Genomic DNA, 25,253 nt, shown 5'->3' with positions numbered 1-25,253 from the left:
CGGTGGGCCCCCGCCCCCCTCAGACGTCGACGTCGCCGCCGTCGAAGTCCCCGCCGTCGAAACCCCCGGGGTCGAAACCCCCGTCGTCGTACCCGGGGTCGTACCCGGCGTCGTCGGCGGCGTCGTACCCCTGTTCGTAGCCCTGCTCGTACCCCTGGTCCTCGCCGGCTTCGTAGGCCTGGTCGTCGCCCCAGTGCTCGTTGCCGAAGTCGTCGGGGATCAGCGCGTCGGCGATGGCCGTGCCGATGAAGGCGCCCGCGACGCTCGTGAGCAGCGTCCCGCCCAGGCCGCCCCCGAAGCCGCCCCCGAACCCGCCCCCGTAGCCGCCCCCGAACCCGCGCCCGAACCCGCCCCCGTAGCCGCCGGGGCCGTTGAAGACCTGCACCAGCGTCCCCGGCTGCCGGACCTCGGCGCGGGTGGCGGCCCGGGCCAGGCTCCGGGGGTCGTCCGAGCCCCGCTCGGAGGCCGGGACGACGGAGGACAGCTGCTGCAGGACCTGCCGGCGCTGGTCGGGGGTGAGCCGGGCGAAGGCTTCGGCGTGCGCCTCCTCCAGCTGGTCCGGCGGAGCCGTGCGCAGCAGGTAGCGGTACCGCTCGATCGCCGCGCGGTCCGGGTCCTGCGGGGCGGGACGCCCACCGCCGGCGGGCCCCGGCGGCGGGTACGGGGGGTGCTGCGGCGCCGGGTGGGGGACGTGCTCCGCATCGTCCCGGCGTCGCCCGAACAGGCGGTCCAGCAGCCCCATGACGTCTCCTCCCCGGTACCTGCGTGCGCGGGGAACGACACCACGCGCGGGGCCTCGGCGCATCCCGTGCGCACCGGGGACCGCGCCCGGCGCCCCGCGGGGGCGGGTCAGTGCTCGAACAGCGCGCTGACCGACTCGCCCTCGTGGATGTGCCGGATCGCCGCGGCCAGCGCGGGCGCCACCGAGATCACCGACAGGCCCTCCCGCGGTCCGCCGCGCAGCGGGACCGTGTCGGTGCAGACGACCTCGGAGATGTCCGGGTGCGCGAGCAGCCGGTCCAGGGCGTCCCCGGCGAAGATCCCGTGGGTGCAGACGACGCGGATGCTGCGCGCGTGCAGCTCCTTCAGCCGGGCGACCAGCTCGAAGACGGTGCTGCCCTTGGCGATCTCGTCGTCCAGGACGATGACGTCCCTGCCCGTGACGTCGCCGATGACGTTCGCGATGACGACCCGGTCGTCGGGGAAGCGCTGCTTGGCGCCCGTCGCGATCCCGCAGCCCAGCACCCGCGCGAACGCGGCGGCGGGTTTGGCGTTGCCCAGGTCGGGGGAGACGACGACGGCGTTCGACAGGTCCTCGCCCTCGAAGTGCGTCGCGAGCTGCTTCAGCGCGTGCAGGTGGTCGACCGGGACGCGGAAGAACCCGTGCACCTGCGGGGAGTGCAGCGTCATGACGAGCACGTGGTCGGCGCCGGCGGTCTCCAGCAGGTCCGCGACGAGCCGGCCGCCGATCGAGATGCGCCCGGCGTCCTTCTTGTCCGAGCGCGCGTACGCGTAGTGCGGGACGACGGCCGTGACCCGGCCCGCGGAGGCGTGCCGGGCGGCGTCGACCATCAGCAGCAGCTCGACGAGGGCCTCCTGCACCGGGGGCACGAGCGGCTGGACGACGAAGACGTCGCGCTGGCGGCAGTTGGCCTGCAGCTGCACCTCGAGGCAGTCGTTGGAGAACCGGCTCACCCGCGTCGGCGACAGCTCGATCCCCATCTCGGCGGCCACGGCGGCTGCGAGCTCGGGGTGGGCGGAGCCGCTGAAGACGGCGATGTCGCGCAGGCTGTGGGGCACGGTGGGCCACGCTAGCCGCCCCGCGCACGCCCACCCCCACGGCGATCAAGGACACCGGCCCCGCGATCAAGGACACCGGCCCCGCGATCAAGGACACCGGCGCGGCGATCTCGGCGGCTGTCCTTGATCGCGGACTGGCTGTCCTTGATCGCGGACTGGCTGTCCTTGATCGCGGGGGTGCGGGCGGGGCGGGGAGGGGTCGCCCGGGCGCGCGTAGGCTCGGCGCATGAGCGACCCGCGCACCTTCGACGTCGACGGCCTGCCCACCGTCGCGGTGTCCGACCTGGCCCCCGACGCCGTGATCATCGACGTCCGGGAGGACGACGAGTGGGCGGCCGGGCACATCCCCTCAGCCGTGCACATCCCCATGGGGCAGGTCCCGCAGCGGCTGGAGGAGCTGCCCGAGGGTGAGCTGAACATCGTGTGCCGGTCCGGCGGCCGGTCGCGGCGCACTGCGGAGTGGTTGCAGCGCAACGGGTACGACGCGGTGAACGTCGACGGCGGGATGGCCGCGTGGTCCGAGGCGGGGCTCGCGATGGTCGCCGACGACGGTCACGAGCCGTTCGTCCGCTGACCGCGCGCCGGCAGCCGGCTCGCCCGTCCGGGTGGCGGCGAGGTTTGACCTCCCGGGGGCTCGGGTACCCACCGCTGCGTCAGGGGTGGGAGGGGAACACGTGTACATGCCGACGGGAGCGCGGCCGGTCCCGGCTACGCACTGGGCGACCTTCGCCCACGACGCGGCCTCCGTGCCCCGGGCGCGCCACGTGGTGCGCACGGTGCTCGACGGGGCCGGTCTGGACGAGATGGCGACCGCGGAGATCGAGATCGTCCTCTCCGAGATCGTCGGGAACGCCGTCCGGCACGCGCGACCGCTGGGGGACGGCGAGATCCACGTCCAGTGCGAGGTGATCCCGGCCGACCGGCCGCACGTGGAGATCTCCGTGACCGACGGCGGGGCGCCGGGGCGGGTCGTCTCGCGCCGCACCGCGGGGGACGGGGACACCAGCGGCCGCGGGCTGCTGATCGTCGACGGCCTGGCCCACGAGTGGGGCGTGGTGGAGAACGTGGACGACCTGAGCCGGACGGTGTGGGCGTCGTTCGGGGGGCCCACCCGGCACCACCCGCACTGACCCCCCGCCCTCGTCCGCCGGGACGGGGCCGCGTCACCCGTTCAGCTGACCCAGCGCCCGTGATCAGACACGCAGCGCGCTCGGTCGGATACGGTCAGGTCACGATCCGGCACCGGGCCGGGTCGTGGACCCGGACCGGAGGCCGCTGCGTGGACGTGCCCGCGGCAGCCCCGCCCCTGGAACTGCTCCAGCGCACCGCCGCCGAGCTCGCCGCCGCCCTCGACGTCCGGGACGCCGTCACCGCCGTCCTGCGCACCGGCCGCGACGTGCTGCGCACCAGCACCTGCGGCGTCGCGCTGCTCGACGAGACCGGCACCCTGCTCGTCCCCCAGGACCCGCACGACGACGACCTCGCCGGCCTCGGCCGCGGCCGCCCCGTCCCCCTGGACTCCGCCACCCCCAGCGCCGAGGCCGCCCGCACCCTGCGCCCCGTCCTGCTGCGCGACCGCGCCGAGCTCGCCGCCCGCTTCGGGACCGCACCGGGTCCCGGCACCGGCCCGGGCCTCAACGACAGCGTCCTGGAGCTCGGAGAGCACTCCTGGGCCATGTACCCGCTGGTGGCGCGCGAGCGCCTCGTCGGGGTCCTGCGCTTCGGCCTGGCCCGCGAGGGGTCCCTCGACCCCGCCGAGCAGGTCTTCGCCGCCACCCTCGCCGGGCAGTGCGCCCTGGCGCTGGAACGGGCCCGGCTGCTGCGCGAGGCCCGGCGCACCGCCCGCCGCTACCGCACCCTCGCCGAGGCCGGTTCGCTCGACGTCTTCACCGCCCGCCCCGGGGAGGGCGTCACCAGCGACGTGCCCGGCTGGTCCGCGCTGACCGGCCGCGCCGACGTCCGCGGCAGCGCCTGGCAGCAGGACGTGCACCCCGAGGACCTGCCCGCCGTCCTGGACACCTTCCAGCGGTCCGTGCAGGACCGGTCCGCCGCCCGGTTCCGGATGCGGGTGCGGGGGCTGCGCGGGTGGCGGACCCTGACGGCCGTCGCCGTCCCGGTGCTGGCCGACCCGACCGACCCGGCCTCCCGCATCGTGGAGTGGGTCGGCTCCCTGGACGACGTCACCGAGCGCGCCCGCGCCCGCAGCCGGACCCGCACCCTCAACGCCCTCACCGCGGCGCTCGCGACCGCGACGACGTACCCGCAGGTGCTCGACGCCGTCCTGCGCGCCTGCCTGGACGGCGGCGCCGTCCGCGGCACCCTCGCCGTCGCCGAGGGGCAGGGCGAGACGGGCCTGAGGGTGCACCGGATGCTGGCCGACGGCACCCGCACCACCGACGACCTGACCGACCTGACGCTGGACGACCTGGGAGCCGTCGCCGGCGAGCGCGGGGCGTACCCCGTGGGCGCGGCCGGGGTGGCCGCGCTGCCGGCGTTCGTGCGGCCCTACTTCGAGGCGGCGCTGCGGCTGGGGGAGACGTCGTGGGCGGTGCTGCCGCTGAACTCCCGCACCCGCCGGCTGGGCGCGCTGACCCTGGGGTTCACCGACTCCGGCGTGCACGAGGAGGACGACCGCGACTTCCTCCTCGCCTTCGCCCGGCAGGTCGCCGGGGCGCTGGACCGCATGCAGCTGCTCCAGCAGCAGCGCGACACCGCGACCGTCCTGGCCGAGGCCCTGCGCCCGGGGCCGCTGCCGCCGGTGGACTGGCTGAGCACCCACCGCGTCGCGCAGACCAGCGCGGGCGTCGAGGTCGGCGGCGACTGGGCCGAGCTCGTCCCCCTGGACGAGGACCGGGTGGCCGTCGTGCTCGGCGACGTCATGGGCCGCGGGGCGCGCGCGGCGACCGTCATGGGCGTGGTCCGCACCCAGGTCCGCACCCTGGCCCTCGTCGACCCCCACCCCACCGCGGTCCTGCGGGGGCTGGACACGCTGGCCCGCGTCGGCGGCGGCGACGACCTCGTGACGATCTTCTACGGCGTCCTGCACCGCGACGGGCGGCTGCTGGCGGCCAGCGCCGGGCACCTGCCCCCGCTGACGTGCCACGACGGCCCGCACTACCTCGACGTGCCCCCGGGGGTGCCGATCGGGGTGGGCGGCGACCCGCGCACCGACGTGGTGGACGTGCGGCTGACCCCCGGCAGCGCGCTGATCGTGTTCTCCGACGGCCTGGTGGAGACGCGGGAGCGGTCGCTGACGGCCGGGCTGGGCGAGGTCCTGGAGCACTTCCGGGGCGCGGCCCGGGGGGAGCTGACCGAGATCGTCGACCTGCTGGTGTCCCGGATGGTCGGCCCGGACGCGACCGTCGACGACGACGTCACGGTGCTGGGCCTGCGGCTGCGCTAGCGTCGCCGCCGTGCCTGCTCTGCGCCCGTCCCCGACCGTCGCGGTCGTCGTCCCGGCCAAGGACGAGCAGGAGCGGATCGCCGCGACCGTGCGCGCGGTCGCCGCGCTGGACGTCGTCGACGTGGTCGTCGTCGTGGACGACGGGTCGTCGGACCTGACGTCGAAGGTGGCGCGGGACGCGGGGGCGGTGGTCGTGGCGCACCCCCGCAACCGGGGGAAGGCGGCGGCGATGCGGACCGGGGCGCAGGCCGTGGCGCAGTGGGAGCGGGCCCGCCCGCGCGAGGGCGTGCGGCCGCGGCCGCTGCTGTTCGTGGACGCGGACCTGGGCGCCAGCGCCGCCGCGACGGCCCCGCTGACGGTCCCGGTGCTGTCCGGCGAGGCGGACATGACGATCGCGGTGCTGCCGCGGCAGGCCACCGCCGGGGGCGGTCACGGGTTCGTGGTGGGCCTGTCCCGCCGGGGGACCCTGGCGGCCGCGGGGTGGTCGCCGCAGCAGCCGCTGTCGGGGATGCGCTGCCTGACGCGGGCCGCGTTCGAGGCGGCGCTGCCGCTGGCGCCGGGGTGGGGCGTGGAGACGGCGCTGACGATCGACCTGCTGCGCGCGGGGTTCGTGGTCCGCGAGGTCCCCTGCGACCTGCACCACCGGGTCTCGGGCGCGGACCTGCGCGGGCAGCTGCACCGGGCGGCGCAGTTCCGGGACGTGGCCCGCGCGCTGGGCCGCCGCCGCGTCCAGGACGCGCTGCGCCGCCTCACCCGGTGACGGTCCTGCGCGCCGCGGGGGCGGCCGGCGGTCCCGCCGTGCGCCCGGTCCGGCTGGCCGGCGCCGCGAGCGCGGTGTGCCTGCTGGGCTGGGCGGTGGTGGCGGTCCTGGGGCCGTCGGCGGCGGTGCCGGACCTGGGGCCGGGGGCCGGGGCGTTCGACCTGGGCGTGCGCCCGGGCTCGGCGCTGGTGACGGTCCTGCTGGCGGTGTCGGTGCTGTCCGGCGGGGTGGGGCTGGGGGCGGGGGTCCGCGCGGTGCACCGCGGCTGGCGCCCGCGCCGGTCCCTGCTGCTGGCCGCGCTGGCCGCGCTGGTCCTGACGCTCCTGCCGCCGGTCGGGTCGGCCGACCACCTCAGCTACGCGGCGTACGGCCGGATCGCGGCTCTGGGGGGCGACCCGTACAGCCAGGCCCCGGACGCGTTCGCGGGCGGCGCGGACCCGGTGGCGTCGGCGGTGCGGGACCCGTGGCGGTCGACGACGTCGGTGTACGGGCCGGTCGGGGGGCTGCTGATGGCGGCCTCGTCGCTGGCCGGCGGGGACTCGGTGCGCACGACGGTGTGGGCGTGGCAGCTGCTGCTGCTGCTGGCGTGGGCGGCGGTGGCGGTCCTGGCCCACCGGCTGCTGCGCGAGGACGCCGCGCGGGCCCGGTTCGCGGTGCTGTGGACGGCGAACCCGCTGCTGCTGACGGTGGGGCTGGGCGGCGCGCACGCGGACGTGCTGGCGGGGGCGGCGGCGGTGGCGGCGCTGCTGCTGGCCCGGGACCGCCCGGGGTGGGCGGGGGTGGCGCTCGCGGTGGCCGTGGGGACGAAGCTGCCGTACGGCGCGGTGGGGCTGGGGATCGTGGTGGCGGCGCTGGCCGCGGGCCGGGTGCGGCCCGGCTGGTGGGTGCGGGGCGTCGCGGGTGCCGTGGTGGTGCTGGTGCCGGCGCACCTGTGGGCGGGGGCGCACGCGTACGACCAGACGCGGACGGCGAGCCGGTACGTGTCGCTGGCGACGGTCTGGCGGCCGCTGGTGGACGCGGGCGTGCCGCGGGGGGTGCTGCTGCCGGGGATGGTGGCGGTGGTGGCCCTGGTGGCGGTGCTGTGGTGGCCGGTCCTGGTGCGCGGCGACGAGCTGCAGCGCGCGGCGGGGGTCAGCGCGGTCGTGGCGGCGGGGTACCTGCTGGGGGCGGCGTACGAGCTGCCCTGGTACGACCTGCTGCTGTGGGGGCCGCTGGCGCTGGCGGTGGTGCCGGGGGTGTGGACGGGCGTGCTGGTGGGGCGGCTGACGTTGCTGGCGGTGGCGTACGTGCCGGGGCTGGTGGACGGGATGAGCCCGGCCGTCGAGGCCGTGACGCTGGGGTACCGGCGGGAGGTGGGGCCGTGGGTGGCGTGGGCGGCGCTGCTGCTGACGGTGTTCTGGGGACTCCGATGCCGACGCAGGGTCGTTGCGTAGTCACTCTGTGGCATTCTCGGTGAGGGCTCACCTACCGGGCCCGCACGGGCGGACCCCCATCGGGGACGCTGATGGGTCCATCGGGGCGGTCACCGGCCCGCTGGAACGGTTCATCCGGTCGGGTGGCTCCACCCGGCCACCGGTCAAGGGTGAGCCGCGACCGCCCGAACCTCGTCAGGACCCGGGGCCCGCCCCGGGGATCGAACCACGTCGAACGAACGGCTGAGGGGCGCGAACACATGGATCACGGTGGTGGCACGGCGGTGGTGGACGGCGACGGCGTCCAGGTCCCCGACGACTGGTGGAGCGACGTCCTGCGCACGGTCGCCGGCGGTGATCGCCGCATGATCGTCGAGGACGCCGCCGGCAACCGCTTCGTCCTCGTCTCCGAAGCCCGCTACCGCGTCCTGGAGGCCGCCGAGCGCGCGCAGACCCCCGGCCGCCCCGGCGTGACGCTCACCGCCCGCGAGCAGGAGATCCTGCAGATGATCGCCGACGGCTGCCCCGGCTCCGTCGTCGCCGAGCGCCTCGGCCTGGCGCCCAACACCGTCGCCCAGCACCTCGCCTCCGTCCGCCGCAAGTACGGCGTCCGCTCCTCCGCCGCCGCGGCCGCCGTCGCCCGCCAGGACGGCCTCATCTCCTGACCGCCCGCACCGCCGCGACCCCCGGCCGGTCGCGGCGGTGCCGCCCTCACGGGCTGGGCATCGTGAACCCCACGATCTGCCGCGTCGTCCGGCCGTCCTCGCCCGTGAGGGCGTGCGCCACGGTCGACAGCCACCGCACCGACCCGTCCGCGTGCAGCACCCGGAACCGCATCCCCAGCGACGACGCCTTCCCCAGCGCCTCCACCGTCGCCCGCCGCACGTCCTCCCGGTCCTGCGGGTGCACCCGCGACAGCACCTCGCCCCAGCTCACCCGCTGCTGACGGGCCGCGAACCCCAGCAACCCGCTGACCCGCTCGTCCAGGTCCACGACCGGCGGCTCCAGGTGCAGCGCGAACGCCCCCGACGGCGTCTGCGGCAGCCCCCGGTTCGCCACCCACGTCGCCAGCGCGTCGGGGTCCAGCGTCGCCGCCACCAGGTCGATGCGCGCCCGCAGCTCCGGCGGCAGTTCCGGCAGCACCGCCTCCCCGACCGAACTGGTCAGCAGCAACCGGACCAGCACGTGGAACGGGATCGCGTCCCCCTGCACCAGCAGGCCCGCGCGCCGGCCGTGGTCGTCGTCCAGCGCCAGCGCGTCCACCAGCGACGTCAGCTCCGGGTCCGGACCCGGCGGCGGCTCGTCGCCCCACAGGCCCTCGAGGTCGGCCCGCACCTGCTCGGCGCGCCGCCGGACGTGGTGCTCGCGCGACAGGCGGTCGTCGTCGACGGTGCTCACCCCCTCCTGATCCCGCTGATCACGGACCGGGGGCCAGGATGACGCAGGAGGGGGGTCCAGCACCACGGTCGGGAACCACCCGCCCCCCGCCCGCCACCGGTGGGACCATGGGACCGCCATGACGATCACCGACCCCACCCTCCCCGACCTGCTCCCCGCCGCGGGCAGCGCCGCCGCCACCGACCCCGACACCGTCCTGGAGGCCTTCACCACCTGGGTGACCTCCCGCGGCATCACGCTGTACCCCGCGCAGGAGGAGGCCCTCCTGGAGGTCGTCTCCGGCTCCAACGTCGTCCTCGCCACCCCCACCGGCTCCGGCAAGTCCCTGGTCGCCGCCGGCGCCCACGCCGCGGCGCTCGCCGGCGGGGTCCGCTCCTTCTACACCGCCCCCCTCAAGGCCCTGGTCAGCGAGAAGTTCTTCGCGCTCATCGAGGTCTTCGGCGCGCAGAACGTCGGCATGATGACCGGCGACGCCTCGGTGAACCCCGGCGCCCCGATCGTCTGCTGCACCGCCGAGGTCCTCGCCAACCTCGCGCTGCGCTCGGGGGCCTTCGCCGACGTCGGCCAGGTCGTCATGGACGAGTTCCACTTCTACGCCGACCCCGACCGCGGCTGGGCCTGGCAGGTCCCGCTGGTCGAACTCCCGCAGGTGCAGTTCCTGCTCATGTCCGCCACCCTCGGCGACGTCACCGCCCTGCGCGACGACCTGACCCGGCGCACCGGGCGGTCCACCGCGCTCGTCACGTCCGTCGAGCGGCCCGTCCCGCTGCACTACTCCTACGCGACGACCCCCCTGCAGGAGACCGTCGAGGAACTGCTCCAGACCGACCGCGCGCCCGTCTACGTCGTCCACGCCACCCAGGCCGCCGCCGTCGAGCAGGCCCAGGCCCTGACCAGCGCCAGGATCGCCACCCGCGAGCAGCGCGACGCCATCGCCGAGGCGATCGGCGGGTTCCGGTTCGCCGCCGGGTTCGGCAAGGTCCTGTCCCGGCTGCTGCGGATGGGCGTCGGCGTCCACCACGCCGGGATGCTGCCCAAGTACCGCCGCCTCGTCGAGACGCTCGCCCAGGCCGGGCTGCTGAAGGTCATCTGCGGCACCGACACCCTCGGCGTCGGCATCAACGTCCCCATCCGCACCGTGCTGTTCGGCGGGCTCACGAAGTTCGACGGCCGCCGCAACCGGCACTACCGCGTCCGGGAGTTCCACCAGATCGCCGGCCGCGCCGGCCGCGCCGGTTTCGACACCGCCGGCACCGTCGTCGTGCAGGCCCCCGAGCACGAGGTCGAGAACGCCCGCCGCGTCGCCAAGGCCGGCGACGACCCCAAGAAGCTCAAGCGCGTCCAGCGCGTCAAGGCCCCCGAGGGTTTCGTCTCCTGGTCCCAGCAGACGATGGACAAGCTCGTCACCGGTGAACCCGAGCAGCTCACCTCCCACTTCCGCGTGACGACCTCGATGCTGCTCAACGTCCTGCAGCGCCCCGGGAACCCCGTCGAGGCGATGCGGCACCTGCTGCTGGACAACCACGAACCCCGCAAGAACCAGCTCAAGCACGTCCGCCGGGCCGTGGAGCTGTTCCGCGCCCTGCTCGACGCCGGGATCGTGGAGAAGCTGCCCGCGCCGCTGCCCGACGGCCGGCAGGTCCGCCTCGTCGCCGACCTCCAGCTCGACTTCGCCCTCAACCAGCCGCTGTCGCCGTTCGCGCTCGCCGTCGTCGACGACCTCCTGGACCGGGAGTCGCCCACGTACGCCCTCGACGTCGTGTCCGTCATCGAGGCGACGCTCGACGACCCGATGAAGGTGCTGCTGGCCCAGAGGTCCAAGGCCAAGGGAGACGCGGTGCAGCGGATGAAGGCCGACGGCATCGAGTACGAGGAGCGCATGGAACTCCTCGAGGACGTCGAGTGGCCGCGCCCGCTGGACGAGGAGCTGCGCGCCGCGTACGAGACGTACCGCAGCGGGAACCCGTGGGTCGCCGACTACGAGGTGAAGCCCAAGTCGGTCGTGCGGGACATGTACGAGCGCGCCATGACGTTCGGCGACTACGTCCAGCACTACCAGCTCGCCCGCTCCGAGGGCCTGGTCCTGCGGTACCTGTCCGACGCCTACAAGGCGCTGAAGCAGACCGTGCCCGACGACGCCCGCACCGAGGAGCTCACCGACCTCGTCGAGTGGCTGGGGGAGGTGGTGCGGCAGACCGACTCCTCGCTGCTGGCCGAGTGGGAGGCGCTGCGCGACGGCGTCGACGTGGACGACGTGGAGAACGTGGTGGCGCCGCAGGAGGAGGAGGCGCCGCCGGTCACCGCGAACCGGCGCGCCTTCCGGGTCCTGGTGCGCAACGCGGTGTTCCGGTTCGTCGAGCTGTGCGCCCTCGACCGGCCCGCCGCGCTGGCCGAGCTGGACGGTTCCCCCGACGAGGACACCTGGGCCGACCAGCTCGACGCGTACTACGAGGAGCACGACTCGATCGGCACCGGCCCCGACGCCCGCGGCCCGCACCTGCTCCAGGTCGACGACGGGTCCGGCCCCGAACCGAAGGGCTCGCCGCGGAACTGGTACGTGCGGCAGGTGCTGGAGGACCCCGCCGGTGACCGCGACTGGGGCATCGTCGCCGAGGTCGACCTCGACGCCTCCGACGAGGCCGGTGCCGCCGTCCTGCGCGTCGCGGGCCTCCTGCGCCTCTGACCCCGGCGATCGAGGAAACCCCCACCGCGATCAAGGAAACCCGGTGCCTCCGCGCAGCGGCTGTCCTTGATCGCAGTGGGGGAGTCCTTGATCACCGGGGGGTGGGCGGGTTGGATGGGCGGGTGACGCTCACCTGGGACCTGGACGCCGACGTCCGCCACCTGAACCACGGGTCCTTCGGGGCCGTGCCCCGTCCCGCCCTCGACCGGCAGTCGGAGTACCGCCGGCTCATGGAGGGTTCCCCGGTCAAGTGGTTCGTCGGTGTGCCGCAACGCATCGCCGCGGCCCGGGCCCGCGTCGCCCCCTACCTGGGGGTGTCCGCGGACGACCTCGCGTTCGTGCCGAACGCCAGCGCGGGGGCCAGCGTCGTCCACGGCTCGCTGCGGGCCGCGCCCGGCGGCGAGGTCGTCGTCACCGACCACGGGTACGGCGCGGTGACGATGGGCGCGCACCGCTTCGCGCGGCGCTGGGGCTGCACCGTCCGCACCGCCCACGTCCCGCTCGCCGCCGACCCGCAGGAGGCGGCGGAGGCGATCACGGCGGAGTTCTCCGACCGCACGGTCCTCGCCGTCGTCGACCACGTGACGTCCCCCACCGCCCGCTTCCTGCCCGTCGACCTCGTGGGCGCCGCCGCCCGCGCCCGCGGGATCCCGTTCCTGGTCGACGGCGCGCACGTCCCGCTCCTGCTGGCCGACCCGCTGGCGGGGGTCGACTGCGACGCGTGGGTCGGCAACCTGCACAAGTTCGGGTGCGCGCCGCGCGGGACGGGGGTCCTCGTCGCCCGCGGCCCGCTGCGCGACGACCTGCACCCGCTCATCGACTCCTGGGGGGCGGGAAGGCCCTTCCCCGAGGGGTTCGACGCCCAGGGCACGCTGGACTTCACGAGCTGGCTCGCGGCGCCCGACGCGCTGGACGTGGTGGAGCGCGAGGTCGGCTGGGACGTGGTGCGCCGCGACGCCGCCGCGCTCGTCGCGCAGGGCGCCGACCTCGTCGCCGACGCGTTCGCCCGGCACACCGGGCAGGACCACCGCGTCGACGTCGGCACCCCCGCCGGCCCGTTCCGCCTCCTCGCGCTGCCGGGCCGCCTCGGCGCGGGACCCGGCGGCACCGACGCGGTCCGCGACCGGGTCCTGGCCCGGTTCGGCGTCGAGGCCGCCTTCACGGCGTTCGGCGGCCGGGGTTTCGTGCGGCTGACCGCGCACGCCTACAACACGCCCGACGACTACGCCGACTTCGCCGGGCGTGTCGTTCCCGCGCTGGTGGCCTGGGCGCGCGAGGGCTGACCGCCCGGACGCTCCCCCGCCCGTCGGTCGGGGCAGGACCTCTTGTCCCGCAACGTCTTCGCGATCACGTCCTGCGGCGATCCCGTTTCGGGTTGCGGCCGTTGCTGGAGGGGCCAGCATCGTACTCGGCACACCGGCCGCGAGGCCGGCGGAACACGCTCTGGTCCAGACCGAGGGCCGCTGAACTGTCCGACCCGTGGCCACCGCCGCGGGGAATTCCTCGGAAGGGAAACACCCATGGCGCACGACTTCGCCCCCGACACCCTCTTCGGCACGACCGTCACCGGCTCCGACGGCGACAAGATCGGCAAGGTCGACGAGGTCTTCCTGGACAACCGGACCGGCCGCCCCGAGTGGGTCTCGGTCAAGACCGGGTTGTTCGGTTCCAACGTCTCCCTGCTGCCGCTGGCCTCGGCCAGCCTCTCCGGCGACGTCCTGACCGTGCCGTTCGACAAGAGCAAGGTCAAGGACGCCCCCCACCACGACCCGGGCCGCGAGCTGAGCGAGTCCGACGAGGCGGACCTGTACCGCTACTACGGCATCGCCGACTCCTCGTCCACCACCACGGGGACGACGGACACGGTGACGGACACGACCGGCACCGCGACCACCGGCACCGCGACGACCGGCACCGCGACCACCGGCACCGAGACCGCCACGACGGGCACCGCCGGAGTGAGCGACCTCACCACCGGGCACGGCACCGGGCACGGCACCGAGCGCGCCGCGGGCCACGACACCTCCGGCCCGGACACCGACGACGCGATGACCCGCTCCAAGGAGGAGCTGCACGTCGGCACCGAGACCCGCGAGGCGGGCCGGGCGCGGCTGCGCAAGTACATCACCAGCGAGAACGTCACCCGGACCGTCCCGGTCTCCCACGAGGAGGTCGTGGTGACCCGCGAGCCGATCACCGAGGAGAACCGCGGTGCGGCCCTGTCCGGCGGGGACCTGACCGAGGAGGAGCACGAGGTGGTCCTCACCGAGGAGCGCGCCGTGGCCGCCAAGGAGACCGTGCCGGTCGAGCGCGTCCAGCTCGGCACCGAGACCGTCGAGGGCACCGAGACCGTCGAGGCCACGGTGCGCGAGGAGGTCATCGACGTCGACACCGACACGGAGGTCGACGCCACCCGCGGCCGCGACGACCGTCGCTGACCCGCTGCTGAACCGCCGCTGACCGCAGGCCGACCCGACGTCAGGACCCAGCATGGACGACAGTTCCCCCGGCGCGCACGTCCCCGTGGACGAGGCCGGTGACGCTGGACCTGACGTCGGGGTCGTCCTGCACGGCGAGCGGTTGCGGGTGGGCACCGAACGGGTCCCGGTGGAACGGGTGCGCTTCTCCAAGCGCGTCGTGACCACCACCCGCACCGTCGAGGTGCCCGTCCGCGTCGAGCAGCTCGTCGTCTCGCGCGAACCGTTCACCGACGGCGAGGCGGTGGCGGCCGGGGGGCCCGGCGCCCCGCGCGGCGACGAGGAACTGGTCATCGTGCTGCACGAGGAGGTCCCCCGGGTGACGCTGGACGTCGTGCCGGTGGAGGAGGTGCGCGTCCGGGTGCGCACCGTGGCGGGCGAGCAGGTCCTCAGCACCGACCTGCGCAGCGAGGCCGTGGACGTGGAGGTCCTGGACACCCGGCCCGACACCCGGCCCGACACCCGGCCCGGCAGCGGACCGGACGCCGGCTGACGACCGCGCGAACCGCGCCGTCCGGCACCGTCGCGCGCACGCTGGCACAGTGGTGTGCCGAGCGGGACCCGCTCGCACGAGCGTTCCGACCACGGGAGGGCTGGTGGACGTCCAGCTGGACGACCTGCGGGTGTTCCACGCCCTGCCGAGTCCCCACGTCCTGCTGGACCGGCGGCTGAGGGTCGTCCGCGCGAACGACGCCTACCTGCGGCTGCTGGGCCGCGACGCCGCCCACGTCGAGGGCCGGCCCCTCCTGGACGTCTTGCGCGAGCACGGGGCACCGCCGGACCACCCCCGCGACGCCGAGGACGCCGGGCTGACCGGGCTGCGCGAGTGCCTGGAGCACGTCCTCGCGACCGGCCGCCCGGAATCGTTGTCCCCTCAGCCCTTCCCCCAGGTCGACCCGGGTACCGGGCAGCCCCGGCAGCGGTGGTGGTCGTCCGTGGTCGCGCCGGTCGTGGACGACACCGGCGAGGTCGCGGTCCTCATCCACCGCGTCGAGGACATCACCGACTACCTCAGCGACCGGGACGACAGCCGGCGCCGCCGGCTGGCCGAGGAACGCTGGCAGGCGCGGACGCTGACGTCCGAGGCGGAGCTCTTCGACCGCGTCCGCGAGCTCCAGGTCGCCCGGGACGCCGAGCGGGCCCGCGCCCGGGAACTGACCGCGCTGGCCGAGGCGTCGGTGGGGGTGGCGCGCGCCGCCGACGTCGCCGAGCTCACCGACGTCGTCGTCAACCGCGGGCTGGCCGCGCTGGGCGCGCAGGGCGGCGCCGTCGGGGTGCGCTCCGGGGACGTGGTGGACCTGACGATCACGGCGTCGCTGGGGGCGGGCATCCAGCTGCGGTACGCGCAGCTGCGGCTGGACGACCCGCTGCCGGTGGCGGTGACCGTGGCCACCGGGCGGCGCATCCTGCTGCCGGACCTGGAGTCCACGCTCGCCTACGGGCACGGGGCCCGGGAGATCGTCGAGATCAGCGGCTGCCAGGCGTGGGTCTGCCTGCCCCTGACCTCCGTCGACGAGGTCGGTGACCAGGTCGTCCTGGGGGCGCTGCTGGTGGGGTGGAAGCAGCCGCAGACGTTCTCCGCCGCGGCGCTGGGGGTGCTGGAGGCGTTCGCCGCGCAGTGCGCGCAGACCCTGGCCCGGCTCCGGGTCCGGGAGGCGGAGCAGGTGCAGGCCGAGCGGACGTGGCGGCTGGCGCAGGTCCTGCAGCGCAGCCTGCTGGCCGAGCCGGTGCAACCCGACGGGTTGCAGGTCGTCACCCGCTACCGGGCCGCGGCCGAGCGGGCCCAGGTGGGGGGTGACTGGTACGACAGCTTCGTCACCTCCGCGGGGGTGAGCACGCTGGTGGTCGGGGACGTCTGCGGTCACGACCGCGAGGCCGCGGCCGCCATGGGGCAGGTGCGGAACCTGTTGCGCGGCATCGCCTACACGGTCGGTCACCCCCCGGCGGGGGTCCTGCGGGCGGTGGACCGGGCCCTGGCCGGGCTGGGTGTGCCGGCGCTGGCGACGGCCGTCGTGCTCTGCGTGGAGCAGGACGAGGAGCTGCGGGCCGCGGGGCGGCACCGGTTGCGCTGGTCCAACGCCGGGCACCCGCCGCCGGTGGTGGCGGGTCCGGACCGCCGGGTGCGGATCCTGCGGACCGAGGCCGAGCTGCTGCTGGGGCTGGACCACGGCACGGCCCGCAGCGACCACGACGTCGTGCTCGAGGCCGGTTCCACGGTGCTGCTGTACAGCGACGGGCTCATCGAACGGCGCTCGACGGACATCGACGACGGCCTGGCCTGGCTGGCGCTGACCGTCGAGGAGCACGTCCGCGGGCTGCCCCCGGCGCAGCCGGTGGACCTGGACGGGCTGTGCGACCGGCTGCTGGCGGCGGTGGGGGAGGTCGGGGACGTCGAGGACGACGTGGTCCTGCTGGCCCTGCGCACCTGACGGCGCGCCCGGGGCTCAGCCGGCGAGCCGGAACGCCAGCTCGGTCTCCCACCGGTCCAGGTCCGGTTCGGTGGCGGGGTCCGTCAGGTAGCTCTCCAGCCGGCAGCCCCAGCGGTCGCCGTCCGCGGAGGGGGTCACGTCGAACGTGAGGCCCCGGTCCCGCGCCCAGGCCAGCAGGTCGCCGGTGGCCCCGACGAGGCTGTCGGGGTGGCCGCGGTGGACGACGGTGGCGTACCGGCCCGCCGGCAGGGTCGCGGTGTGGACGTCGCCGGTCGTGGGGACGGGGCCGTCGACCGGGACCCCGGCCACCACGACCATCCCCGCCGCCGCGTCGATCACCTCGTACCGCAGGAACGGTGCCCCGGCCGGGGCCCGCCCGGCGTCCAGGACGAGCCCGACCAGGTCGCCGATGCGGTCGGCGACCGAGGCGATCGTGGTCGGGGTGACGGTCCGGCGGACCCCGACGTGCGGGACGGCCGGGCGGTCGACGACGACGGGGTCTCGGGTCAGCGTGGTGTGCACGGGGGGTGGACCTCCGGGCGCCGCGGAACTCACCGCCGGCCGGGAGCGCGCCGGTGCGCCGGGCTCAAGTCCGGTCCGCGCCGGGTCGATCTCCCCTCGAAGGCCCGATCCCGGGTTCGACGGCAGGAGGACCAGTGGCACAGCACGGCAAGCGGACCCGCGTCGGCCTCACCGGCGGCTTCGCCCTCTCGACCGGCACGATGGCCGCGGTCGCCGTGCTCCTGGGCGGGGCGAGCGCCGTCCAGGCCCACCAGCAGGCGAGCGCGCTGACCACGTTGCAGCACCAGGGGATCGCCGTCCAGGCGGCCTCCCAGGAGCTGGCCGCCCAGCACGCCTCGGCCAACCTGAACTTCCTGTCGGTGGCGACCGCGACCCCCGACATGACCGCGGAGCAGATCGCGCGCTTCAGCGCGGCGCACGACGTCGCGCGGGGGAAGGTCGAGGAGAGCCTGGCCCTGCTGGACGAGCGGACCACCGGCCGCCAGGCCGAGCTGGTCGACACCCTCACCGAGCAGCTGGCGATCAGCGACGCCGCCCTGGAGGTCCCCTTCGACGCCCCGCCGGCGGAGCTGAAGAAGTCCGTGGACGACTACGACGCGGCCGAGGCCGCCGTCGCCGAGGCCCTCACCGAGCTGCGGCAGCTGACCCAGCAGCAGGTCGACGACCTGGTCGCCGCCGGGCACGCGGCGGCGCAGCGGGCCACCGTCGTCACGGTCGCCGTCCTGGTGGCGGGGCTGGGGCTGGCCCTGCTGACCACGGTCGCCGTGGTGCGGCGGGTCCGCCGCGACGCTCGTGCCATCGCCGCCGCCGCCGACGGTCTGCGTCGCGGGGACCTCACCGGTGGCAGCGGGGTCCAGCGCGGCGACGAGCTCGGCACCATCGCCACCGCCCTGGACGGCGCCCTGGCCGACCTGCGCGGCCAGTTCTCCGCGGTGGCCGCGGCCGCCGACGACCTCGACCGCTCCGCCCGGGGCCTGCTGGACAGCAGCGCCGAGGCGGACGGCGCCGCCGGTCGCGCCGGGGTGCAGGTGCGGGCGGTCACCGAGGACGTCAGCCGGGTCACCTCGGGTCTGCAGACCGTCTCGGCCGCGTCGGAGGAGATGGAGTCGGCGATCCGGATGATCTCCCAGAGCGCCGCGCAGGCCACCGGGGTCGCCGCGCAGGCCGTGGAGACGGCGGAGACCACCCACGCCGTCGTGACCCGCCTGGGGGAGTCCTCCGCGGAGATCGGTGACGTCGTGAAGGTCATCACCGCGATCGCCGAGCAGACGAACCTGCTGGCGCTCAACGCGACCATCGAGGCGGCCCGGGCCGGGGAGATGGGCAAGGGCTTCGCCGTCGTGGCCGGTGAGGTGAAGGAACTGGCGCAGCAGACGGCCCGCGCCACCGAGGACATCTCGCGCCGGGTCGGCACGATCCAGGCCGACACCCAGGGCGCCGTCGCCGCGATCGGCTCCATCGCCGAGGTCATCGCCCGCGTCAACGACCTGCAGACCTCGATCGCCTCGGCCGTGGAGGAGCAGTCGGCGACGACGTCGGAGATCAGCCGCGCCCTCGGCGAGGCGTCCGACGGCGCGCACCGGATCGACGGGAGCATCGGGCAGGTCTCCGACGCGACCGACGCGACCGGGGCCTCGGTCGTCACCACCCGGGCCGCCGCCGACGACGTCCGGACCGTGACGGGGCGGCTGCGCGACGTCGTGGGGCGCTTCCGCATCTGACCCGCACCGGCGGCGGCCCCGGCGTCGGGCCGCCGCCGGACGTCGCCAGCACCACGGGGGACGCGGACAGGCGCGGAGCGCACCGGGCACCAGGACCGCCGGGGCGTGCAGCGGGTCCCGCGGGCCGGGCAGCGCTGCCCGTCCTCACGGGCCGGGGGGGTTCGCCACCCCCTGCATCGGCGCCGCAGCGCCCTCCCCGCGGGTCAGCGGGGCAGTTCGAACCAGACGGTCTTGCCGCGGGCGACGGGACGCACGCCCCAGTCCCCGGCCAGGCCGTCGACGATCGCCATGCCGCGGCCGTGGACGGCGCCGGGGTCGGCCCGCTGGATCGCGGGCAGGGCCCCGTCGTGGTCCCCGACCTCGACGCGGACCCGGGCCGGGGTGACCGCGACGGCCAGGTCGACGCGGCTGCGGGCGTGCTCGACGGCGTTGGTGACGAGTTCGCTGACGAGCAGCACCGCGGTGTCGCAGACGGACTCGGGGACCCCTTCGCGCAGGCAGCGCTCGCGCACGAACGCGCGGGCCCGGGAGGCGGCCCGGCGGCTGCGTTCGAGGCTCAGCGACGACGGTTCGGACCGGGCGCTCACGTCACGATGGTGGACCACCGGGGGCCGTGCGCCGGGCGCGGGGGCCCTCCGCGTGTCGGCGGCCGGGGGACGAGCGCCGGGGTGCGGGTGCGGCGGGGACGGACGACCCTGGTGCGGTGGCGCACCTGCGTTTGACCTCGACCGTCCTGGACAGCCCCGAACCCGTTGCGCTGGCGGCGTTCTACCGGCACCTGCTGGGTCTGCGGACCCGCGAGGAGGACCCGGACTGGGTCGTGCTGGCCGACCCTCTTGGCGGTCCGGGGCTGTCGTTCCAGCGGGAGGAGTCGTTCGTGCGGCCGCGGTGGCCCGCGCAGGCGGGTGACCAGCAGATGCAGGTGCACCTCGACGTCGCGGTCGACGACCTCGTCGCCGCGGTGGAGCACGCCGTCGCCGGCGGAGCGGTGGTCGAGGAGTTCCAGCCGCAGGAGACGGTCCGCGTGATGCGGGACCCGCACGGGCACCTGTTCTGCCTCTACCTGCCGGAGTGACCTGCCGGAGGGAGGGTCCGCCGGGGTTGCCTGGTGGCCGACCCCCCGGCCACCAGGCTGACACCGCGGCTCCGCGAGCCCGATGCGTCCTCACCGACCCCCCGGTCGGGACGCACCCCCCGGACTCCCGGGCTTCGTCCCCGGTGGTCGACCCCCCGACCACCGAGCACGGGTACTGCTTCCCCCACGAGTCCGACGCGAACAGGTCCCCCCGGATCTGGGCACGCCCCCCGGACTCACCCACGACATCGCGGCAGCCCCCGGGAGCGTTACGACCCCCGGACGTGTCCTGCGTCACACTGCTCAGTGTGATCGGGGGGACGGACCGGTGGCGGGCGCTGGCGGCGCACGGCGACGCCTGGCAGGTGCACGGCCGGCTGCGCGCGGGCGCGGCCGAGCTGCCCGGCGCGCGGGTGATGGCGAGCGGGCTCGCGCACGCGCAGTGGAACAACGCCGACGTCCACGACGCCGCGGACGTCGACGTCGGCGCCCTGCGCTCCTGGTACGGCGCGCGCGGCGTGCCCTGGGGGGTGCGGGTCCCCGCCGGGTCGGCGTGGCCGTGGGGGACCCACCTGTTCCGCAAGCGGCTCGTGCTGCTGCACCGGGCGGACGCGCGGCCCGCGCGGGCCCCGGCCGGCCTGGACCTGCGTCCGGCCGGCCCCGCCGACCTCGACGCCGTCGTCGCGGTGGACCACGCCGCGTTCGGCGGGGACCGCGCGGCGACCGCCGCCTGGTGCGCCCCGCTGCTGGCCGCGCCCGAGGCCGACGTCGTGCTCGCGCACCGGGACGGCGTCGCGGTCGGGACCGGGTACGTGCTGCGCTCGGACGGCTGGGCGGGCCCGGCCGCGTACCTGGCGGGGCTGGCCGGTCCCGTCCCGGCGCTGGCGGACTGGTTGCTGCGCAGGGCTTTCGAGACCGGTGCGGAGGTCGCGCACACCCACCCCGGCGACGACGGCGAGGCGGCGGGGTTCGCCCGGCTGGGTTTCCGCGAGGTCGCGGCGCTCGACGTCCTCGTGGACGTCTGACCCGGCGCGCGAGGGACCGCCGCCCGGTGCCGACTTCGGCACCGGGCGACGGCCCCGGGGCGTGCGTCAGCCGACGAGCTCGGCCTGCTGCGCCGAGACCTCGGCCTCGGCCGTCCTGCTCCCGGTGCTCTTCAGCGCGTAGGTGGGGATCTGCAGACCCAGCGCGGCGCAGACGTTGTGGAACACCTCGGTGTTGTCCAGCAGCTTCGCGAAGCGCTGCGCGCCCGGGCCCGAGGCGCCGATGAAGACGTCCTCGACGGTGTGCACGCAGTTCGTCTCCTCCAGCGGCAGGTTGCCGATCTGGACGACGGCGCCCGGGTCGCGGTCGGGGTTGGGGAACGCCTGCTCGGTGGCGGGGTCCTCCAGCGCCGGCTGCGCCAGGACGGCGTTGTGCGCGAAGTCGTCCGGGTGGTCGGGGTGGTTCGACCAGCCGAAGAACAGCTGCACGTCGGGGTTCGGGTCGTCGGGGAACCCGTCGCCGTCGGAGTCGACGTAGGTCGGGAACCCGGCGTCGGCGTACACGCCGTTCTGCTGGCGCGCGGGCGAACCCTCCTTCGAGAGGGTGTGCGTCCCGGCGATGCTCATGGCGTGGTTGTGGTCGGCGGTGACGACGATGAGGGTGTCGTCGCGGTCCTTCGCCCACTCCTTGGCGATGCCGACGGCCTGGTCGAGCTCGATCGTGTCGTACACGGCGCGGGGGCCGTCGAGCGGGTGCTCGGACTTGTCGATCGAGGCGCCCTCGACCATGAGGAAGAAGCCCTTGTCGTTCTTCTCCAGGACCTTCAGCGCGGCCTTCGTCATCTCGACCAGGCCGGGCTGGTCGTCGAACTGCTCGAGCACGTCGGGGTTCGGGGTGATCTCGCGGTCGATGTAGACGTTGAGGTTCCCGTTGTGGAACGTGCCCAGCAGTTTGTCGGGGGTCCCGGCGGCCATGACGGCCGACAGCTCGGTGCGGGTCCCCGCGTACGCGAAGCCCTTGTCCTTGAACTCCTCGACGAGGTCGCGGTCGTCCTCGCGGCGCGACCCCTCGACCGACTGCGGCAGCAGCGACGCGCGGCCACCACCCATGAACACGTCGGGCATCTGCCCCGGCGTGAGGGCCTGGTCCATGATGTCCAGGTACTCGGAGCGGCGGCGGGTGTGCGCGAACACCGCGGCGGGCGTGGCGTCCTGGATCTCGGCGGTGGTGACGATGCCGATCGACATGTCGCGCGAGCGCTTGAGGATCTCGGCGAGGGTCTCGACGCGCGGGCTCGCGGTCGGGTCCTCGGAGTTGCCCGGGTAGACGCCCATCGCGTTGACGGCCGACTTGTGGCCGGTCATGTACGCGGACATGGAGTTCGCGGAGTCCGTCGCGATCGAGTCGCAGCCGGAGGTGGTGACGTTCCCGCGGAAGTCGAGGGTGTCCATCTCCAGGAGCGCGTCGTACTTGCCCTCGGTGATGCCCTTGGACAGGATCCGGGCGCCGGTGATGGCGGCCTGGCCCATGCCGTCGCCGAGGAAGAAGATGACGTTCTTCGCGGTCTTGCCGCCGGCCTCGCTGAGGACGACCTCGTGCTCCACCTCCTGGGAGGCGGAGCCGTTGGCGGAGGAGACCGCGGCGGCGATCGTGTAGGTGCCCTCGGCGGGGTAGACGAGGTCCTCGAAGGTGACCTCGACGGAGTCGGCGGCGGAGCTGGTGCGGACCGGCGCCGGGCTCAGCAGGGGGGCGGGGCCGCTGCCGTCGCTGACCTTCACGACGATCTTCGTGGTCTCGGGGTCGACGCCGGTGGCCTCGACCCGCAGGTCGAACGTCGCGCCGACCTGGAACTTGGCGCGGTCGATGGGCAGGACCCTCACGGCGCTGCCGGTGCCGGCGGGCAGCGCGATGCGGCGGAAGGTCGTCGAGTAGTGGGCGTCCTTGGCGTTCAGCTGCGCCGGCACGTAGGCGGGGGCGGCGGACGCGGAGGAGGCGTCGACGAGGCCCTTGCCGAAGACGACGGCGGTCGCGAGACCACCGGTCCCGAGCAGGCCGCGGCGGGTGAAGAACCCGCGACGCTCCTGCGTGCCGTCGTCGTGGGGGCTGGACTGGGGGTCGGTCACCGAGGTACCTCTCGTTCGAGCTCTCCGGCGACCACGCGCCGGCTCCGGGGGCAGGCACAACGTGGCAGTGCGCGGCGAACGCGAGGAGAACGCGCCGGGAACCGCCGGTGCACGGTGCGCGCGTCGCGTCCCCGCGCTCAGGCGAGCAGGTGGTCCATCCGGTACGCCAGCAGTTCGCGCAGGACGATGGAGGTCGACGTCCGGCGGATCCCGCGGCAGCGCATGAGGCGCTGGGTGATGTCGTAGACGTGGTCGGCGTCCCGGGCGGCGATCTGGATCATGAGGTCGGCCTCCCCGGAGATCCCGAGGCACTCCACGACCTCGGGGATGCGGGCGACGTCCTCCACGAGCCCGGCGAACTCGCCCTGCTCGACACCCGCTGTGACCAGCGCGCGCATCGGCAACCCGACGCGCGCGGGGTCCAGCCGGGTCGAGTTGGGCCGCAGGGTGCGGTCGGCGCCGAGGCGTTCGAGGCGGCTGTGGACGGTCCCCCGGGCCAGGCCCAGGTCGAGCGCCAGCTGGGCCACGGTCGCGCGGGGGTCGCGGTCCAGCGCCAGCAGGATGCGCCGGTCCGTGTCGTCGAGAGTGGTCACGTCGACCACCCTAGGCAGCGGATCACGTTCGCGACTGGTCGGAACGACCAACGACACGCACGACTCTTGTACGTTCCGACGGGATGTCGTGTCATCAGCCCCATGACTCACACCGTCACCGTCGGGGCGTACCTGGCCCGCCGCCTGGAGCAGCTCGGCGTCCGGTACCTGTTCGGCCTGCCGGGTGACTTCAACCTCGCGCTGCTCGACGAGCTGCTCGGCGGGTCGGGGTTGCGGTGGGTCGGGTCCAGCAACGAGCTGAACGCCGGGTACACCGCCGACGGTCACGCTCGGTTGCGACGGGGGCCGGCGGCGCTGGTGACGACCTTCGGCGTCGGGGAGCTGTCGGCCGTCAACGCGACCGCGGGCAGCCGCGCCGAGGACGTCCCCGTCGTCCACGTCGTCGGGCTGCCCTCGACCCGGGCGATGGCCGAGGGGGCGCTGCTGCACCACTCCCTGGCCGACGGCGACTTCGGCCACTTCGTGCGGATCGCGGCGGAGGTCAGCGCCGCGGCCGTCGTCGTCCGGGCGCAGGGGGCGTGCACGGCGATCGACCGGGCCCTGCTGACGGCCGTCGGGTCCTCCCAGCCCGTCTACCTGGGGATCCCCGCCGACGTGGCGGTCGCGCCGGTGCCCGCCGCGCCGCTGGACCGGCCGCTGCGGGTCCTGCACTCCGACCCCGCCGTCGCCGAGGAGTTCCGGGCCGCGCTGACGCGGTTCCTCGGGCAGGCCCCCGAGGTCACCGTGCTCGCCGGCCCGCGCCTGCACCGTCGGCACCTGGAGGACCGGGTGCGGGCCCTGGCGGCGCAGAACGGGGTGCGCATCGCGACGCAGTCGGCGTCCAAGGCGATGCTCGACGAGTCGCACCCGGCGACGCTGGGCGTGTACGCGGGCCGGTTCACCCGCGACCCGCAGACGCGGCGGCGGGTGGACGAGGCGTCCCCGCTGGTGCTGGCCGGGGTCGTGGTGACCGACTTCCTCACGGGTTCCTTCAGCCACGGCTTCGACCCCGACGCGGCGGTCGACCTGCACCTGGACCACGCCCGGATCGCCGGGTCGGCGTTCTACGGGCTGTACCTGGAGGAGTCGCTGCGCATCCTCGAGGAGGTGCTGGAGGCGCGGTCCCCCCGTCCGGCGCCGCTGCCGCCCCGGGCGGTCGCCGACCCGGCCCCGCACGTGCCCGCCGACCCCGACGGGCCGCTGACCCACGCCGACCTGTGGCCGCTGCTGCAGCGCTGGCTGAACCCCGGGACGCTGCTGGTCGCCGAGGCGGGGACGTCGTTCTACGGGGCGCTGGAGATGACGGTGCCCGACGGGTGCGACCTGCTGGGCCAGCCCGTGTGGAGTTCCATCGGCTACACGCTGCCCGCGACGCTGGGCGCGATGCTGGCCGCGCCGGGGCGCGAGACGGTGCTCGTCATCGGCGACGGTTCGGCGCAGCTGACGATCCAGGAACTGGGGCGGCTGCTGTCCCTGGGCCTGACCCCGACGGTGCTGCTGGTCAACAACTCCGGGTACACGGTGGAACGCGCCATCCGCAGCCCCGAGGCCGTGTACCAGGACGTCGTGGCCTGGGACTGGACGAAGCTGCCCGCCGCCCTCGGCGCCCCGCGCACGCCGGTGTTCCGGGCCCGGACGCCCGCCGAGCTGTGCGACGTCCTCGGGAAGGTGCGCGCCGACCCGGACCACGCGGCGTTCGTCGAACTCGTCCTGCCGCGCGACGACGCCCCCGACTCCCTGCTCCAGCTCGCGCGCTCCGTCCGCTGACCCCCCACCCCGGCGGTGATCAAGGACTACCGCGCGCCGATCAAGGACTACCGCGCGCCGATCGAGGACACAGCCCTCCGGCGACGCCGCTGTGTCCTCGATCGGC

At 75.3% G+C, this 25,253-nt stretch carries 22 protein-coding genes; 15 read left to right on the top strand and 7 right to left on the bottom strand.

Translation table 11 applies throughout. From position 1 onward, the window contains the following. Positions 1-19 precede the first annotated feature (19 nt). Together ACRYRX_RS01375 and ACRYRX_RS01370 are read right to left on the bottom strand one after the other, a co-directional pair. On the bottom strand, positions 20-742 hold the full coding sequence (locus ACRYRX_RS01375; RefSeq protein WP_432509997.1) for a hypothetical protein: 723 nt from the start codon (positions 740-742) through the stop codon (positions 20-22). Positions 743-849: 107 nt separating this feature from the next. Next, entirely contained in the window at positions 850-1,788 is a 939-nt protein-coding gene (locus ACRYRX_RS01370; protein ID WP_432510242.1) for a ribose-phosphate diphosphokinase, read from the bottom strand. A 238-nt stretch (positions 1,789-2,026) separates the two neighbouring features. Here ACRYRX_RS01370 and ACRYRX_RS01365 point away from each other — a divergent pair, with 238 nt between their 5' ends. From ACRYRX_RS01365 to ACRYRX_RS01340, 6 genes are all read left to right on the top strand, one after another. After that, positions 2,027-2,374, top strand: coding sequence for a rhodanese-like domain-containing protein (locus ACRYRX_RS01365; RefSeq protein ID WP_432509996.1), 348 nt, complete (start codon positions 2,027-2,029; stop codon positions 2,372-2,374). A gap of 106 nt (positions 2,375-2,480) precedes the next feature. Continuing rightward, positions 2,481-2,930, top strand: coding sequence for an ATP-binding protein (locus tag ACRYRX_RS01360; RefSeq protein ID WP_432509995.1), 450 nt, complete (start codon positions 2,481-2,483; stop codon positions 2,928-2,930). Positions 2,931-3,079: 149 nt separating this feature from the next. Continuing rightward, on the top strand, positions 3,080-5,203 hold the full coding sequence (locus ACRYRX_RS01355; RefSeq protein WP_432509994.1) for a SpoIIE family protein phosphatase: 2,124 nt from the start codon (positions 3,080-3,082) through the stop codon (positions 5,201-5,203). A gap of 10 nt (positions 5,204-5,213) precedes the next feature. Beyond that, on the top strand, positions 5,214-5,963 hold the full coding sequence (locus tag ACRYRX_RS01350; RefSeq protein ID WP_432509993.1) for a glycosyltransferase family 2 protein: 750 nt from the start codon (positions 5,214-5,216) through the stop codon (positions 5,961-5,963). Next, positions 5,960-7,396 carry a hypothetical protein gene (locus ACRYRX_RS01345; protein ID WP_432509992.1) on the top strand — a complete coding sequence of 479 codons (1,437 nt, stop codon included), beginning with the start codon at positions 5,960-5,962 and terminating at the stop codon, positions 7,394-7,396. Before ACRYRX_RS01350 ends, ACRYRX_RS01345 begins: the two co-directional genes overlap by 4 nt. 239 nt (positions 7,397-7,635) lie before the next feature. After that, positions 7,636-8,040, top strand: coding sequence for a helix-turn-helix transcriptional regulator (locus ACRYRX_RS01340; RefSeq protein ID WP_432509991.1), 405 nt, complete (start codon positions 7,636-7,638; stop codon positions 8,038-8,040). A 46-nt stretch (positions 8,041-8,086) separates the two neighbouring features. Here ACRYRX_RS01340 and ACRYRX_RS01335 read toward each other — a convergent pair whose 3' ends face one another. Continuing rightward, entirely contained in the window at positions 8,087-8,773 is a 687-nt protein-coding gene (locus tag ACRYRX_RS01335; protein WP_432509990.1) for a PAS domain-containing protein, read from the bottom strand. 118 nt (positions 8,774-8,891) lie between these two features. Between ACRYRX_RS01335 and ACRYRX_RS01330 the strand changes: the two genes are divergently transcribed. The 5 genes from ACRYRX_RS01330 (at position 8,892) to ACRYRX_RS01310 (ending at position 16,362) form a co-directional block, all read left to right on the top strand. After that, positions 8,892-11,456: a DEAD/DEAH box helicase gene (locus tag ACRYRX_RS01330; RefSeq protein ID WP_432509989.1), complete on the top strand. Its 2,565-nt coding sequence runs from the start codon at positions 8,892-8,894 to the stop codon at positions 11,454-11,456. A 122-nt stretch (positions 11,457-11,578) separates the two neighbouring features. Next, entirely contained in the window at positions 11,579-12,739 is a 1,161-nt protein-coding gene (locus ACRYRX_RS01325) for an aminotransferase class V-fold PLP-dependent enzyme (RefSeq protein ID WP_432509988.1), read from the top strand. Positions 12,740-12,976: 237 nt separating this feature from the next. Beyond that, entirely contained in the window at positions 12,977-13,894 is a 918-nt protein-coding gene (locus ACRYRX_RS01320) for a DUF2382 domain-containing protein (RefSeq protein ID WP_432509987.1), read from the top strand. Positions 13,895-13,946: 52 nt separating this feature from the next. After that, positions 13,947-14,426: a DUF2382 domain-containing protein gene (locus tag ACRYRX_RS01315; RefSeq protein WP_432509986.1), complete on the top strand. Its 480-nt coding sequence runs from the start codon at positions 13,947-13,949 to the stop codon at positions 14,424-14,426. A gap of 103 nt (positions 14,427-14,529) precedes the next feature. Continuing rightward, on the top strand, positions 14,530-16,362 hold the full coding sequence (locus ACRYRX_RS01310) for a SpoIIE family protein phosphatase (RefSeq protein WP_432509985.1): 1,833 nt from the start codon (positions 14,530-14,532) through the stop codon (positions 16,360-16,362). A 15-nt stretch (positions 16,363-16,377) separates the two neighbouring features. Here the strand turns inward: ACRYRX_RS01310 and ACRYRX_RS01305 are convergent, their stop codons facing one another. Continuing rightward, on the bottom strand, positions 16,378-16,884 hold the full coding sequence (locus tag ACRYRX_RS01305; RefSeq protein WP_432509984.1) for a GyrI-like domain-containing protein: 507 nt from the start codon (positions 16,882-16,884) through the stop codon (positions 16,378-16,380). A 134-nt stretch (positions 16,885-17,018) separates the two neighbouring features. Here ACRYRX_RS01305 and ACRYRX_RS01300 point away from each other — a divergent pair, with 134 nt between their 5' ends. Continuing rightward, on the top strand, positions 17,019-18,605 hold the full coding sequence (locus tag ACRYRX_RS01300; RefSeq protein ID WP_432509983.1) for a methyl-accepting chemotaxis protein: 1,587 nt from the start codon (positions 17,019-17,021) through the stop codon (positions 18,603-18,605). Between the two features lie 203 nt (positions 18,606-18,808). Here ACRYRX_RS01300 and ACRYRX_RS01295 read toward each other — a convergent pair whose 3' ends face one another. Beyond that, on the bottom strand, positions 18,809-19,192 hold the full coding sequence (locus ACRYRX_RS01295) for an ATP-binding protein (protein WP_432509981.1): 384 nt from the start codon (positions 19,190-19,192) through the stop codon (positions 18,809-18,811). 116 nt (positions 19,193-19,308) lie between these two features. Between ACRYRX_RS01295 and ACRYRX_RS01290 the strand changes: the two genes are divergently transcribed. Both ACRYRX_RS01290 and ACRYRX_RS01285 read left to right on the top strand, forming a co-directional pair. After that, a complete protein-coding gene (locus tag ACRYRX_RS01290; protein ID WP_432509980.1) occupies positions 19,309-19,680 on the top strand; it encodes a VOC family protein in 372 nt (123 codons plus the stop codon). A 308-nt stretch (positions 19,681-19,988) separates the two neighbouring features. Continuing rightward, on the top strand, positions 19,989-20,705 hold the full coding sequence (locus tag ACRYRX_RS01285; RefSeq protein ID WP_432509979.1) for a hypothetical protein: 717 nt from the start codon (positions 19,989-19,991) through the stop codon (positions 20,703-20,705). A 66-nt stretch (positions 20,706-20,771) separates the two neighbouring features. Here ACRYRX_RS01285 and ACRYRX_RS01280 read toward each other — a convergent pair whose 3' ends face one another. Beyond that, entirely contained in the window at positions 20,772-22,787 is a 2,016-nt protein-coding gene (locus ACRYRX_RS01280) for an alkaline phosphatase (RefSeq protein ID WP_432509978.1), read from the bottom strand. 137 nt (positions 22,788-22,924) lie between these two features. Beyond that, positions 22,925-23,380, bottom strand: a complete 456-nt coding sequence (locus tag ACRYRX_RS01275; RefSeq protein WP_432509977.1) for an Lrp/AsnC family transcriptional regulator — start codon at positions 23,378-23,380, stop codon at positions 22,925-22,927. A 102-nt stretch (positions 23,381-23,482) separates the two neighbouring features. Here ACRYRX_RS01275 and ACRYRX_RS01270 point away from each other — a divergent pair, with 102 nt between their 5' ends. Next, a complete protein-coding gene (locus ACRYRX_RS01270) occupies positions 23,483-25,147 on the top strand; it encodes an alpha-keto acid decarboxylase family protein (protein ID WP_432509976.1) in 1,665 nt (554 codons plus the stop codon). The last annotated feature ends 106 nt before the right edge of the window (positions 25,148-25,253 follow it).

The sequence above is a fragment of the Kineococcus lubricus genome, from assembly GCF_050871965.1.
In the GTDB taxonomy this organism is placed as follows: domain Bacteria; phylum Actinomycetota; class Actinomycetes; order Actinomycetales; family Kineococcaceae; genus Kineococcus.
Note: the sequence above shows the minus strand (reverse complement) of the source record. Positions and strands in the feature narration are given on the sequence as shown.

Coding starts and splice junctions, on each gene's coding strand:
- ACRYRX_RS01375 (WP_432509997.1), bottom strand. CDS start 742: ATGGGGCTGCTGGACCGCCTGTTCGGGCGACGCCGGGACGATGCGGAG.
- ACRYRX_RS01365 (WP_432509996.1), top strand. CDS start 2,027: ATGAGCGACCCGCGCACCTTCGACGTCGACGGCCTGCCCACCGTCGCG.
- ACRYRX_RS01360 (WP_432509995.1), top strand. CDS start 2,481: ATGCCGACGGGAGCGCGGCCGGTCCCGGCTACGCACTGGGCGACCTTC.
- ACRYRX_RS01340 (WP_432509991.1), top strand. CDS start 7,636: ATGGATCACGGTGGTGGCACGGCGGTGGTGGACGGCGACGGCGTCCAG.
- ACRYRX_RS01330 (WP_432509989.1), top strand. CDS start 8,892: ATGACGATCACCGACCCCACCCTCCCCGACCTGCTCCCCGCCGCGGGC.
- ACRYRX_RS01320 (WP_432509987.1), top strand. CDS start 12,977: ATGGCGCACGACTTCGCCCCCGACACCCTCTTCGGCACGACCGTCACC.
- ACRYRX_RS01315 (WP_432509986.1), top strand. CDS start 13,947: ATGGACGACAGTTCCCCCGGCGCGCACGTCCCCGTGGACGAGGCCGGT.
- ACRYRX_RS01270 (WP_432509976.1), top strand. CDS start 23,483: ATGACTCACACCGTCACCGTCGGGGCGTACCTGGCCCGCCGCCTGGAG.